Source organism: Pantoea sp. BAV 3049, assembly GCF_009765445.1.
In the GTDB taxonomy this organism is placed as follows: Bacteria; Pseudomonadota; Gammaproteobacteria; order Enterobacterales; family Enterobacteriaceae; genus Erwinia.
Genome location: NZ_WHOY01000031.1, coordinates 2,033,278 through 2,046,987 on the forward strand (window position 1 = coordinate 2,033,278; position 13,710 = coordinate 2,046,987).

11 protein-coding genes and 4 pseudogenes are annotated in these 13,710 nt (G+C 53.5%); 6 read left to right on the forward strand and 9 right to left on the reverse strand.

Features of this window, described 5'->3' with window-relative positions; genetic code table 11:
- The first annotated feature begins 235 nt into the window (after positions 1–235).
- Complete coding sequence (locus GSQ70_RS10305) at positions 236–973, forward strand: 4'-phosphopantetheinyl transferase superfamily protein (protein ID WP_158782446.1); 738 nt, start codon at positions 236–238, stop codon at positions 971–973.
- A gap of 54 nt (positions 974–1,027) precedes the next feature.
- On the opposite strand, the gene GSQ70_RS10310 is transcribed toward GSQ70_RS10305, so the two are convergent.
- Entirely contained in the window at positions 1,028–2,341 is a 1,314-nt protein-coding gene (locus GSQ70_RS10310) for an NCS2 family permease (protein WP_158782447.1), read from the reverse strand.
- Between the two features lie 206 nt (positions 2,342–2,547).
- Between GSQ70_RS10310 and yieH the strand changes: the two genes are divergently transcribed.
- Positions 2,548–3,210, forward strand: a complete 663-nt coding sequence (yieH, locus tag GSQ70_RS10315) for a 6-phosphogluconate phosphatase (protein ID WP_158782448.1) — start codon at positions 2,548–2,550, stop codon at positions 3,208–3,210.
- Positions 3,211–3,380: 170 nt separating this feature from the next.
- On the opposite strand, the gene GSQ70_RS10320 is transcribed toward yieH, so the two are convergent.
- From GSQ70_RS10320 to pstS, 6 genes are all read right to left on the reverse strand, one after another.
- Positions 3,381–4,616: an MFS transporter gene (locus GSQ70_RS10320; RefSeq protein WP_158782449.1), complete on the reverse strand. Its 1,236-nt coding sequence runs from the start codon at positions 4,614–4,616 to the stop codon at positions 3,381–3,383.
- Between the two features lie 132 nt (positions 4,617–4,748).
- Positions 4,749–5,486 (reverse strand): phosphate signaling complex protein PhoU, encoded by a 738-nt coding sequence (gene phoU / locus GSQ70_RS10325; protein ID WP_158782450.1) that lies wholly within the window; start codon positions 5,484–5,486, stop codon positions 4,749–4,751.
- 17 nt (positions 5,487–5,503) lie between these two features.
- Positions 5,504–6,274 (reverse strand): phosphate ABC transporter ATP-binding protein PstB, encoded by a 771-nt coding sequence (gene pstB, locus GSQ70_RS10330; RefSeq protein WP_158782451.1) that lies wholly within the window; start codon positions 6,272–6,274, stop codon positions 5,504–5,506.
- A 43-nt stretch (positions 6,275–6,317) separates the two neighbouring features.
- Positions 6,318–7,205 carry a phosphate ABC transporter permease PstA gene (pstA, locus tag GSQ70_RS10335; protein ID WP_158782452.1) on the reverse strand — a complete coding sequence of 296 codons (888 nt, stop codon included), beginning with the start codon at positions 7,203–7,205 and terminating at the stop codon, positions 6,318–6,320.
- Entirely contained in the window at positions 7,202–8,164 is a 963-nt protein-coding gene (gene pstC, locus GSQ70_RS10340; RefSeq protein ID WP_158782453.1) for a phosphate ABC transporter permease PstC, read from the reverse strand. The genes pstA and pstC overlap by 4 nt, the downstream gene beginning before the upstream one ends.
- A gap of 82 nt (positions 8,165–8,246) precedes the next feature.
- On the reverse strand, positions 8,247–9,287 hold the full coding sequence (gene pstS / locus GSQ70_RS10345) for a phosphate ABC transporter substrate-binding protein PstS (protein ID WP_158782454.1): 1,041 nt from the start codon (positions 9,285–9,287) through the stop codon (positions 8,247–8,249).
- A 172-nt stretch (positions 9,288–9,459) separates the two neighbouring features.
- Between pstS and GSQ70_RS26385 the strand changes: the two are divergent.
- Together GSQ70_RS26385 and GSQ70_RS10350 are read left to right on the forward strand one after the other, a co-directional pair.
- Positions 9,460–9,561: pseudogene (locus GSQ70_RS26385) on the forward strand (transposase); the annotation flags it as partial.
- A 1-nt stretch (position 9,562) separates the two neighbouring features.
- Positions 9,563–9,670: pseudogene (locus GSQ70_RS10350) on the forward strand (IS5/IS1182 family transposase); the annotation flags it as partial.
- A gap of 190 nt (positions 9,671–9,860) precedes the next feature.
- On the opposite strand, the gene GSQ70_RS10355 reads toward GSQ70_RS10350, so the two are convergent.
- Positions 9,861–10,757, reverse strand: a complete 897-nt coding sequence (locus GSQ70_RS10355; protein WP_158782455.1) for an ETX/MTX2 family pore-forming toxin — start codon at positions 10,755–10,757, stop codon at positions 9,861–9,863.
- A gap of 223 nt (positions 10,758–10,980) precedes the next feature.
- Between GSQ70_RS10355 and GSQ70_RS25980 the strand changes: the two are divergent.
- A pseudogene (locus GSQ70_RS25980) lies at positions 10,981–11,181 on the forward strand (IS6 family transposase); the annotation flags it as partial.
- A gap of 57 nt (positions 11,182–11,238) precedes the next feature.
- Positions 11,239–11,352: pseudogene (locus GSQ70_RS10365) on the forward strand (IS6 family transposase); the annotation flags it as partial.
- Between the two features lie 300 nt (positions 11,353–11,652).
- Here GSQ70_RS10365 and glmS read toward each other — a convergent pair.
- The gene (gene glmS / locus GSQ70_RS10370; RefSeq protein WP_158782456.1) at positions 11,653–13,485 is read right to left on the reverse strand and encodes a glutamine--fructose-6-phosphate transaminase (isomerizing); all 1,833 of its coding nucleotides are present in this window, start codon (positions 13,483–13,485) and stop codon (positions 11,653–11,655) included.
- Positions 13,486–13,710 lie beyond the last annotated feature (225 nt).

The following is a 13,710-nucleotide window of genomic DNA, read 5'->3' on the forward strand; positions in this document are numbered from 1 at the left end:
CCGGATATTAACCAGGCTGCTCTGCGATAAAGTGAAAAAATTGTTATTTCTATGTTAGTAATTTAAAGGGTGAGCGCCACTTCAGCCACCGCTCTCCGCAGGGGTCATCCAGCCCTTGTGCTCAGGATGATATTAATCCGAATTTGTCAGCAAAAACGGTAAACCTGCGTGATATTTCTTAAGAAAATTCTTACAATACCGGGGTGATTTTTCGACCATTTTCACGGAGCGACAGATGGCAAGTCATTTTGCTCGCTGGACCCTGACTGATTCCAGCGTCCCGGTACACCGACTCTCTCTGCAGACAGTGGATTATGCCCGTGCACTCCCGGAACGACGCCAGATCCGCTATCTTGCCTCACGTACGCTGCTGGCTGAGCTGATGTGGCGTGTTTACGGCATAGTTCAGCTTCCCGAAGTGATCGCTGACAGCACCGGCCGACCGAAATTTGCCGATGGCACCCTGCCGGATTTCAGCATCGGCTATGCCGGTAATATCGTGGGCGTCCTGCTGGCGGAAGAAGGCAGTCGTGCCGGGCTGGGAATGGAGATAGTCCGTGCGCACAGCCGCCAGACCCTGGAGCTGCACTCCAGAGACATCTCTTCCGGTGAAAAAGCATGGATTCGGGCACAGGCTGACCCCGATGAAGCCGCAACTCAGCTTTGGGCGCTACGTCAGAGCGTGCTGAAATTAACCGGTGAAGCTTCAGACAGTGCTTCTCTGCAGCTGCACCCGGCCTCAGGACGGCTCCGCTCGGCTCTCTGTCCGGACCTTCAGGCGATTTCTGACGTGGAAGCGCTAATCATCTGGTCCTGTGCGCTGGCACCGGCCAGTGAACGGCTGCATTTATGGGAGTTTGACGGCAGTCAAAACTGGCGGCGGTTGCAGGACATTCAGACTCACACACATAGCATGGGGCCACGCACGCTGCGTTTAACCAGTCTGCCACCTGAAAAATCCCTGCACGCCTGAGAAAGGCTTTGAACGGAAAGCATCAGGCCGGAGTACTCCGGCCTGAATCATCACTTAGTGTGCGTCGATAAAGACAATCTTCAGCACGAACAGCAGCGCCACAACCACCACGCAAGGGCTGATTTCACGCCAGCGGCCGGTGCCCAGCTTCATTACACAGTAAGAGATAAAGCCCAGAGCGATCCCTTCGGTGATTGAGAAACTGAATGGCATCATTGCAGTGGTCACGAAGGCAGGAACGGCTTCGGTCAGATCATCCCACTTCACACGCGCCAGGCTTGAAGTCATCAACACCCCAACATAAATCAGCGCGCCTGCTGCAGCATAAGCCGGAACCATGCCCGCCAGCGGTGACAGAAACATCACCAGCAGGAACAGAATGCCGGTCACCACCGCCATCAGGCCGGTACGCCCGCCGATAGAAACACCTGAAGAACTCTCAATATAAGCGGTCACCGAAGAGGTGCCGATATAAGCCCCGGCGACCGAGCTGATGCTGTCCACAAACAGCGCCTGCTTCATGCGTGGGAAAGTCCCTTTCTCGTCGGTCAGGCCTGCTTTATCGGTCACGCCAATCAGCGTACCGGAAGAGTCGAACAGGTTAACCAGCATAAAGGAGAAGATAATCCCCGCCATACCGATGTTCAGCGAACCCGCCAGGTCCACCTGGCCCAGCACCGATGTAATCCCGGTCGGGGCTGAGAACACGCCGCCATACTTCACGTCACCAATCGCCAGACCAATCAGCGTGGTGACCACGATAGAGACCAGCACCGCGATGTGAATATTACGGGAAGCCAGAATGGCGATAATGAAGAAGCCCAGTGCACCCAGCAGCACGCTGTGTGAGGTCAGGTCACCCACAGCCACCAGGGTGTCTTTATTTGGCACAACAATTCCGGCATTTTTCAGGCCGATCATCGCAATAAACAGACCAATACCGGCGGTGATCCCCACGCGCAGGCTGACCGGAATATTGGCAATCATCCAGTAACGGACGCGGAACAGCGTCAGCAGCAACAGACCTACGGCACCCCAGAAAATTGCGCCCATGCCTACCTGCCAGGAGATGCCCATAGCACCCACCACCACAAAGGCAAAGAACGCATTCAGCCCCATTGCCGGAGCCAGTGCGACAGGCAGGTTAGCCACCAGCCCCATCAGAATACTGCCGAATGCAGCAATCAGACAGGTTGTGACAAACACCGCCTGGGTGTTCATTCCGGCAGTGCCGAGGATCTGTGGGTTCACGAAAACGATATAGACCATCGTCAGGAAAGTCGTGAAACCAGCAATCACTTCGGTACGTGCCGTTGTGCCGTGTTCCTGTAATTTGAAGATCCGCTGCAGTAGACCTGAATTGTTCATTATGAATTCCAAAACGGAGAAAAGTTATCGTCGGCTATCCTAACCTATAAATATTAATTTGCCAGACCACCAGGCGGTTTTTTCGCAACCGATTGCGCTGTTTTTACCGGGAGATCGCTACCGCTAACTGGAATTGACATTTCCGGGTCGCATTTCAGTGTCAGTGAAGTAAAGTGGGAGGACGGTTAAACATTAAGGATGAGCTCATGTCAGTAAGCTGTGTATTTTTTGATTGTGACGGGACGCTGGTCGACAGCGAACTGCTCTGTACCCAGGCCTACGTCAATACGTTTGCGCTGTTTGGCGCAGAGCTGTCACTGCAGGAGATGTTCGAAAAGTACAAAGGCGTCAAGCTGTACGACATCATTGCGGAGGTTTGTGCTGAGCACGGCCTGAACGCCACTAAGGAAGAGCTGGAACCTGCTTATCGTAAGGAGGTAGCCCGCCTGTTTGACGAGCAGCTACAGCCGATTACCGGTGCGAAGGCGCTGCTGGAGAAAATCACCGTGCCAATGTGCGTGGTGTCGAACGGCACCGTCGGCAAAATGCAGCATTCTCTGGGGCTGACAGGGATGCTTCCCTGGTTTGAGGAGCGGTTGTACAGCGGCTATGACATTAACAGCTGGAAGCCCGACCCGCAGCTGATGTTTCACGCCGCTGAGGCAATGGGTGTGCCGGTTGAGCAGTGCATTCTGATTGATGATTCTGAAGCGGGTGCCAGAGCCGGGATTGCTGCCGGTATTCCGGTGTTTTACTTCTGCGCAGATGCGCACAACAAGCCGTTGGAACACCCTCTGGTGACCACCTTTACCGAGATGGGGCAGCTTCCCGCTCTTTGGCAGGCGCGGGGCTGGAATATTACACGCTGAAACCCGCAGGGCGGCTAAACTCGCCCTTTACAGGATGATACTTGCTTACTATGACAGAGCTAAGCAAAGTATCATCCGGATCGATCAGAAGAAGTGTTACCTGTATGGCCGGTCAGATCTGTAATCCAGGTGGCGGTTGTATCTTTATCCGGCCCATCCCATCACCAGCTTCAGCCAATCGCGCCCAGCGAATCCTCGTTCCCCTGCGTCTTCGGCAGCAGGAACAGCGTGGCAACAATATCCAGCAGGTAAATCAGCGCCAGCAGGGTGATAGCCGCCACAAACGAGTAATTCGCGGCCAGCAGGCCAATCACCAGCGGGCCAAAACCTCCCACTCCCCGTCCAAGATTAAACAAGACGTTCTGCGCGGTTGCCCTTGCCTGTACCGGATAGGTATCCGAAATCAGCGCGCCGTAGCCGCCAATCATGCCGTTAACAAACATCCCCATCACTGCGCCGGTAAAGAGCATCACTGTTGGATCGCGCAGCTGCGCATAAACCACCACCATAATTACCGCGCCAAATTGATACAGCAGGAAGATTTTCCAGCGGGCAAAACGGTCGGCCAGCACGCCAAACAACCAGATGCCGAAGGTCATGCCGATCACCGTCACCGCCGTCCACAGGCCGGATTTGGTCAGCGAGAAGCCAAAGTTAGAGGAGAGATAACTTGGCATCCAGATCATCAGGCCGTAATAACCAAAGTTCTGCACCGAGCAGAGAATAAAAATACCCAGGCTGGCTTTGGCCGTCGCCGCGTCCTTAAACAGCAACCTGATCCGCGCAGTAAATGAAAGCCCCTGGTTCACATCCACATGGCGGGTGAACGCTTCCGGCTCGCCCATGCCACGGCGAATAGCAAAAGAGACCAGTGCAGGCAGCAGCCCGACCAGGAACATGCCACGCCAGCCAATATGCTGCAGCAGTAACGGGGTGATAAATGCTGCCAGCAGCACACCCAGTTGCCAGCCGATGCCGACCCAGGCTGAAGCGCGGTTACGCTTGTTGGCAGGCCAGGCTTCTGCAATCAGCGCCATGCCAATACCAAACTCGCCGCCCAACCCGACACCCGCCAGCGTGCGGTACGCCAGCAGATCCCAGTAGCCCTGCGCCACTGCGCACAGGCCGGTAAAGACTGAGAACATCAGAATGGTGAAGGTCAGCACACGAATGCGGCCCAGACGATCGCTGAGATGACCAAAGACCACACCGCCGATCACGGCACCAATCAGCGTCCAGGTCACCAGCGATCCTGCCAGAGAAGAATTCAGCGCCAGCGAAACGCTGATTGCCGGCAGCATAAAGCCGAGAATAAGAAGATCGAAGCCGTCCATTGCATAACCGCTGATGGCCGCCAGCATCGCTTTGCCGGGCGTGGCGCCTTTTTTCGGCGTCTGAGTGGTCATAAGAAATCCCTGCCAGAAATAAAAGTGCGGCAAGTATATGTTTCAGAACTTTAACAGGCCATAAAATAGTGATGTCGGATCGGCGAAAGCGCGAGAGCAGCAGCAGACCAGGCGAAGCTGGCCTGCCGGGGATCAGGCTGGAGGGTTGTCGATACCGTCGTCACCGGTCAGCAGCTTGTCCAGCTGATCGCCGCCAACGTGACGGAAGTCCTGCCCCTTCACGAAGTAGAAGATGATTTCGCAGATATTCTGGCAGCGGTCACCGATACGCTCGATGGCACGCGCGCAGAACAGCGCGGTCAGTACGCTCGGGATGGTCCGCGGGTCTTCCATCATATAAGTCATCAACTGACGCACGATGCCCTCATACTCCTGGTCAACCTTCTTGTCTTCCCGGTAGATCTCAACCGCAGCAGTCAGGTCCATACGCGCAAACGCATCCAGCACGTCATGCAGCATCTGGATAGTGTGGTAGCCCAGAGACTCCAGGTTCACCAGCAGTTGCTGATGCTGCTGACCAAATTTCTCCAGCGCGGTGCGGCTGATCTTCTCAGCCACGTCGCCAATACGTTCCAGTTCAGAGATGGTCTTGATGATTGCCATCACCAGGCGCAGGTCGCTGGCGGTAGGCTGGCGTTTGGCGATGATGCGCACGCAGGCTTCATCAATCGACACTTCCATCATGTTGACCTTCTGATCGCCGTCAATCACCCGCTGCGCCAGCTCGCCGTCCTGGTTATGCATCGCAATAATGGCGTCTGTCAGCTGCTGCTCCACCAGGCCGCCCATGGTCAGCACCTGGGTACGAATATGCTCCAGCTCGGCGTTGAACTGCCCGGAGATATGTTTATTCAGATTCAGGTTATCCATCGTATTCTCCAGTCAAATCAACCGTAGCGGCCGGTAATGTAGTCTTCGGTTTGCTTCTGGTGCGGCTTGGTGAACAGCGTGTCGGTATCGCTGAACTCGATCAGTTCGCCCAAATACATAAAGGCCGTGTGATCGGAGCAGCGTGCAGCCTGCTGCATATTGTGCGTCACGATAACCACGGTGTAATCCTGCTTCAGCTCGGTGATCAGCTCTTCGATACGACCGGTAGAGATCGGATCCAGCGCCGAGCACGGTTCATCCAGCAGCAGCACTTCAGGGCGGATGGCAATCCCGCGGGCAATACAGAGACGCTGCTGCTGACCACCAGAGAGACTGTATCCGCTCTGATGCAGTTTATCTTTAGTTTCGGTCCAGAGTGCGGCTTTGGTCAACGCCCACTGTACGCGCTCGTCCATATCGGCACGGGAAAGCTTTTCAAACAGGCGCACCCCGAAGGCGATGTTGTCGTAGATCGACATCGGGAACGGCGTGGGCTTCTGGAAGACCATGCCAACACGGGCACGCAGCAGGGCAATGTCCTGGTTTGCGGTCAGAATATTTTCGCCATCCAGCAGGATTTCGCCTTCTGCGCGCTGCTCAGGATAGAGAGAAAACATTTTGTTAAAGGTACGCAGTAGAGTGGATTTTCCACAGCCTGACGGGCCGATAAAAGCCGTCACCTGGTTTTTGGCAATATCCAGATTGATGTTCTTCAGCGCATGGAATTTCCCGTAATAGAAGTTCAAATCACGAACCTGAATCATCTTACTGGAAGTGTTGTCAGCCATTCTCTTTCTCGCTTATTTGCGCCGCCGCGGCCGCGCTTCTGAATTAATGTTTGCTACGAGCAAAAATCACGCGCGCCAGAATATTCAGCAGCAGCACGCAGACGGTAATCAGCAGCACGCCCGCCCAGGCCAGGCTTTGCCATTCGGCAAACGGGCTCATGGCGAATTTGAAGATGGTCACTGGCAGGTTAGCCAGTGGCTGCATCATATCGGTGCTCCAGAACTGGTTCGACAACGAGGTGAACAGCAGCGGAGCCGTTTCCCCGGCAATACGCGCCACCGCCAGCAGCACACCGGTCAGGATACCGGAGACCGAGGCTTTCAGGGTGATCGCTGAAATCATCTTCCACTTCGGCGTTCCCAGCGCATAAGCCGCTTCACGCAGGCTGTCCGGCACCAGTTTGAGCATGTTCTCAGTGGTGCGGATCACGATAGGAATTTGCAGCAACGCCAGCGCAACCACTCCGGCCAGACCAGAGAAGTGCTGCATCTGTGCCACCACCAGCGTGTAAACAAACAGTCCCACCACGATAGAGGGCGCAGAGAGCAGGATATCGTTGATAAAACGAATCACCTCAGCCAGCCAGGATTTACGGCCGTACTCCGCCAGATAGATCCCCGCCATAATGCCCAGCGGCGTACCGACTACCGTTGACCAGAGGATCAACAGACCACTACCGGCAATGGCGTTTGCCAGACCACCGCCTGCGGTATTAGGGGGGGGAGTATTTTCGGTGAACAGTGACAGGCTCATGCCGTCAAAGCCACGGGTGACGGTTGCCCAGAGGATCCAAACCAGCCAGAAAAGACCAAAAGCCATGGTCAACAGCGAAAGGGTCAGGGCAATCCGGTTTTTAAACCGACGCCACGCCTGCATTTTGCGGCGTGAGGCTTCCAGTTCGGCGCGAGCCTGCATTTCCATGGTGGTCATGAGCGCGCTCCTTCACTTTTCGCCAGTCGCAGGATCATCAGCTTGGAACAGGCCAGCACGATAAAGGTGATCACGAACAGGATCAGGCCCAACTCCATCAACGCGGCAGTATGAACACCGGATTCCGCTTCGGCGAATTCGTTGGCCAGCGCGGAGGTAATACTGTTGCCCGGCATAAACAGCGAAGCGCTGTCGAGCTGGTAGGTGTTACCGATGATAAAGGTCACCGCCATGGTTTCCCCGAGAGCGCGACCGAGGCCCAGCATCACGCCACCAATCACCCCGTTTTTAGTGAACGGCAACACGATGCGCCAGATCACTTCCCAGGTGGTACAACCGATGCCGTAAGCGGACTCTTTCATCATCACCGGCGTCTGTTCGAAAACATCACGCATCACTGAGGCGATGTAAGGAATGATCATAATCGCCAGGATAATCCCGGCAGCGAGGATCCCGATACCAAACGCCGGGCCAGAGAACAGCGCGCCAACGATTGGAATGTTCGACATCAGGTCGCCCAGCGGGGTCTGGAAATAAGTCGCGAACAGTGGAGCGAAGATAAACAGGCCCCACATGCCGTAGACGATGCTGGGAATGGCCGCCAGCAACTCAATCGCCACGCCAAGAGGGCGCTTAAGCCAGTTTGGCGCCAGTTCCGTCAGGAACAGAGCGATGCCGAAACTGACCGGTACGGCGATAATCAGCGCAATGATGGAAGTGACGATCGTTCCGTAAATCGGAACCAGCGCACCAAATTGTTCATTGGGAGCGTCCCAGGTCTTGGTCCACAGGAAGGAGAAGCCAAACTTCTGAATGCTGGGCCAGGAGGAGAAAATGAGCGAAACAATAATGCCACCAAGCAGCAACAGCACAATCAGCGCAGCCAGTTTGACCAGCGCACCGAAAATGATGTCACCCTGCTTACCGGGGGCTTTAAATGTCGGCTTGGTTGGAGCCATAGAATTCTCGATGTTGAAAGTGTAAGGGCGGCATCTCTGCCGCCCGAAAGCAAGGATCGGATAATCCGGCCCCTACATCAGCTTAGTACAGAGCTTTACCTGAGCTGTCTTTCACGTTGGTTTTCCAGGCGGCACGGATCTGCTCAACCACGGAATCTGGCAGGGAAGCGTAGTCCAGGCTGTTAGTGGTTTTGCCACCATTTTTGTAAGCCCAGTCAAAGAACTTCAGAACTGCTGCGCCCTTCTCGGCATTAGCCTGCTCTTTCTGCACCAGAATGAAGGTGGTGGAAGAGATTGGCCATGCATCAGCACCTTTCTGGAAAGTCAGGTCCTGAGCAAAAGATTCACTCCAGTTTGCGCCTTTCGCCGCGTTGCTGAAGCTCTTCTCGCTTGGCTCTACGGCTTTACCATCAGCATCCACCAGCTTGGTGTAAGCCAGGCTGTTCTGCTTGGCGTAAGCGTATTCTACGTAACCAATTGAACCAGGCAGACGCTGAACGAAAGCGGCCACGCCGTCGTTACCCTTCCCGCCCAGACCGGTTGGCCAGTTAACGGTGTTACCCACGCCAATTTTGCTCTTCCAGTCGCTGTTCACTTTTGCCAGGTAGCTGGTGAACACGAAAGAGGTGCCAGAACCGTCAGCACGGCGAACCACGTTGATGTTGCTGTCAGGCAGCTTCACGCCCGGGTTCAGCTTGGTGATTGCCGGGTCGTTCCATTTTTTGATGTTGCCCAGGTAGATGTCACCAACGGTTTTACCGTCCAGAATCAGCTGGCCAGATTTGATGCCTGGAATGTTAACAGCCAGTACCACGCCACCGATCACGGTAGGGAACTGGAACAGGCCGTTTTTCTGCAAATCTTCATCTTTCAGCGGCGCATCTGACGCACCAAAGTCGACGGTTTTAGCGATAATCTGCTTAACGCCGCCGGAAGAACCGATACCCTGATAGTTAACCTGTGCTCCGGTAGCCGTGTTGTACTCTGCCGCCCACTTGTTATAAACAGGAGCCGGGAAGGTACCGCCTGCGCCAGTCAGGTTAGTGGCCGCGAACGCGGAAACAGCGGTCAGAGAAAGGGCTACAGCTACACATTGAGTCACGGTTTTTTGCATCAGTGTCATGTTCCCTCCAGGGGATTAAAGTCAGGCTTTATGCCGTTTTTGTATGAATAATGATTGCTGCTGGAGGCAAAATAGGACAGTTTAGTGACAGTAAAATGTACGAAATATGACAGTTTTATGACATAAGCGGCAGTTTAAAGTCACCAACTGGCGCAACTACAACAAAGCCCTCATCAACCGCGGCTCCGTCACTTTCTGGCTTGATGACGAGGCTATTCAGGCCTGGTATGAGCCCACCATACACACATCGCGAGGACGGCCTCAGCACTATTCTCCTGACGTTGCGTGACTACGATGGTCAGGTTGCAGAGGCTCTGGCCATGGTGCTTGCGCTGAACAAAATGACGAAGGCTGGCATGCCAGAAAGCGTGCGTATTATCTGACAACTGCAACCGGTTACGAAGATGCTGGCCCCAAATCTGATTTATTCAACAAAGCCCCTTTAGCCAGTTCAGCCGCAAGGGCTCTAAGTTTCTTTTCGTCCATAAATTGCCTGTCTCCTTTATCTGAGTGAAGATATCAAAAACAGGCAGATACATAATTTAAATTACAGGCTCCCTTTGCAATAATGCCTTATAAACTCAATGGGATTGGATGATTACCATCGTCAATGACAAATTGATCATCGCAATCAAAAAACCTGATGACTTCTTTTGAAGTCTTATCTCTCACGATAATACTTGCGTTTGTGTAAAAGCCTACATCCAGTATTTGAGTCGACGATATTGCATTGCCAATATTTGAATTAGCCATCACACGAGTAATCGGTAAGAACCAGAAATGATGTTCCTTATATCGGGGGTAATAATTCAGAGCACATTGTCCGGAAAGCGATCCGGAATAAACAACTTCCGTCCTCATCGTGCCTCGGGTTGCGACAAGTTCTGCGGTAACTGCTTGCCCTGGCGCAAGGGTAACTTCTACACCAGATGAGGATCCCAGCACAACACTGGTCGACCTTTCTCCACCGATCCCCCATGACTGTTCATACGAAATAGATGCGGTGGCCGTGCCTCCTGTACCCAAAAAACCGACCGAAATCTCAACACCTGCACTGACAGATAACGTACCCCCGGTTGACCAGTTACTAGACACGGTGTTTTCAACGCTCTGTGAAATACCTGTATTAAATGTGGCAGGGACTGAACTGTGATTAACGAAATCCTGGGTCATCACAATAACAGGTGAAGTATTTTGGCTCAGAATCCGGGCGCTCACAGGACGCAGAGTTCTTGAAACCTCTGTCCCTCCATAGGGGCCGTATAAACCTCCCCATTGAGTTGTTTCCCGCAGGAAGGCGTCATTCGGTTCACGCCCGAAATCTCTTTCTACCGCACGTTTTAGTTGGCTGTCATTTAATCTAAACGTATTTCTTTCTGTATTACTGATTAAAGCAACATCATTACCGAATGCACTGGCACTGCATTGCGATGAATTAGCCGAAGACATAATATTTACTTTCATAGACATTGTATTAACTCCTTATGTAAATAAAAAACAGAAAATAAAATAACATCCACTTATCAATCTCATTGTTATATATTTCTGCGCTGACCTTTATTATTTACATTTAGATCCATCAGGCAATCTCAAAAATAGCTATCTGTGTTCCAAAACATAGCAAGTAATATGGAGTTGTCACGTTAATCTTGCGCCAGTTGCCTGTACTTCATTTTTTGGCTAGATTCGGCTAATGCAAACATTACCGATCAGCTTCAAACGCCATCGATTTCCACCTCAGCTCATTTCTCACGCTGTCTGGCTTTATCTGCGCTTCAACCTGAGCTTCCGGGAAGTCGCAGAGATGCTACTGGAGCGCGGGATCGACGTTTCCTATGAGACGGTCCGCCGTTGGGTTAAAAAGTTTGGCTCTCAAATCGCCAGCAATTTGCGTGGTTCTGTCGCATTAAGGCGGCGTCAGGTAACATGTTATTTTTAACGTTGTCTGACCATGTCTCTGACCCGAAAAGCCTTTAAACGCCTGCATTATCCCACCGATATTATTACTCAGTGTGTCCGCTGGTATCTGGCCTATTCCCTGAGCCTGCGCAGCCTGGACGGGATGCCACTGCGGCCCTGCACTTCTTTCGTAAGGCCATCCGACATCCGGACGGTGACGGACTGTCCCCTGCAGAGCAATTATATCTGCTGGCTGCCTTAAAAACAGGCAATGCACTTTTTGCCAGCCTGCTGCCGTTAATGCGACAGAACCACATTTTTACACACACGATCATCTATAACCGCGCCATCAAAGGGAGGGTGCTTGGTGAAATTCATGGTCAGGAGCTCTCATAAGATGCGATTCAGTCTCCTGACCATGAACAAAATAAGGGCAATGAAGATTAGCCCTTGTGCCTGCGAGTTTTTACTCCACCGTCACCGATTTCGCCAGGTTACGCGGCTGATCCACATCGGTGCCCTTAATCAGCGCCACATGGTAAGAGAGCAGCTGCAAAGGAACGGTGTAGAAAATCGGCGCAATAATCTCTTCCACGTGCGGCAGAGAAACAATGCGCATTCCTTCGCTGTTGTTGAAACCGGCATCCTGATCGGCAAAGACGTACAGCAGGCCACCACGGGCGCGCACTTCTTCGATATTTGACTTCAGTTTTTCCAGCAGCTCGTTGTTCGGCGCAACCACAATCACCGGCATATCAGCATCAATCAGCGCCAGCGGGCCGTGCTTCAGTTCGCCTGCGGCGTAGGCTTCCGCATGGATATAGGAGATCTCTTTGAGCTTCAACGCCCCTTCCATTGCGATGGGATACTGATCGCCACGGCCGAGGAACAGTGCGTGATGCTTGTCAGAGAAATCTTCTGCCAGCGTTTCGATCAGCTTGGCCTGAGACAGCATCTGCTCGATACGGCTTGGCAGCGCCTGCAGACCATGAACGATATCATGCTCGATCTGCGGATCCACGCCCTTAAGGCGGCCAATCTTCGCCACCAGCATCAGCAGCACGGTTAACTGGGTGGTAAAGGCCTTGGTGGAAGCCACGCCGATTTCCGTACCGGCTTTGGTCATCAGCGCCAGATCGGACTCCCGCACCAGCGAGGAACCGGACACGTTGCAGATAGCCAGCGATCCCAGGTAACCCAGCTCTTTGGACAGACGCAGTGCCGCCAGCGTATCCGCCGTTTCGCCCGACTGGGAAAGAGTGATCAGCAGGCTGTTCTTGCGCACCGCAGATTTGCGGTAGCGGAACTCAGAGGCAATCTCCACATCGCACGGCACGTCAGCCAGCGCTTCGAACCAGTAGCGGGAAACCATACCGGAGTTATAAGAGGTGCCGCAGGCGACGATCTGGATATGCTCAACCTGCTTAAGCAGCTCGTTGGCCTTTGGTCCCAGCTCGCTGAGATCGACTTCACCGTGGCTGAAACGCCCGCTCAGGGTGTTTTTGATCGCCATCGGCTGCTCATAAATCTCTTTCTGCATGTAGTGGCGATAAACACCCTTGTCGCCTGCATCGTACTGCACGTTAGATTCGATTTCAGCGCGCTGTACCTTCTCGCCGCTGCGATTCACCACAGTGACTTCACGGCGGGTGATTTCAGCAATATCACCTTCTTCCAGATAGATAAAACGACGGGTGACCGGCAGCAGGGCCAGCTGATCGGAAGCGATAAAGTTCTCCCCCACACCACGGCCAATCACCAGCGGGCTGCCGGAACGGGCGGCCACCAGCACGGACGGATCGCGGCTGTCGAGGATCACCATACCATACGCACCGCGCAGCTGCGGGATAACGCGCAGCACCACTTCACGCAGTGAACCCCCACTCTGCTTCTGCTCCCAGTGCACCAGGTGAGCCACCACTTCGGTGTCGGTTTCAGAAGCAAAATGGTAGCCACGAGCGGTAAGCTGCTCACGCAGCGGCTCATGATTTTCGATAATGCCGTTGTGAACAATGATGATATGTTCAGAGATATGCGGATGGGCATTGGCCTCCGAAGGTTCACCGTGCGTTGCCCAGCGCGTATGGGCGATCCCGGTTCCACCCACCAGCGGTGTGGTTTCTGCCGCTTCTGCCAGCTTATTTACCTTGCCCAGACGGCGAAGACGTGTGACTTCACCGGCTGCAGTGACCACCGCCAACCCGGCTGAGTCATAGCCACGATATTCCAGTCGGCGTAACCCTTCCAGCAGGATTTCAGCGATATCACGTTGCGCTACTGCACCTACAATTCCACACATATTGTTTTTCCTGACGTCATGGCGCGATGCCATTTATCTTGTCTTCTGACCTGATTATCCGGTCTTTGCCGGTTCCCCGAGCCTTGTAGAGAGTGGGGATTATATTTTTATTTACCCTTCATACTTCAAGCTGCAGATACGTTGATTGCACGAACACCAGTGCTGTAAAAAAACGCTGACGTTTTTGTCCTGCAACCCGAATTAGCTGGGGTATTACTGCTTTTA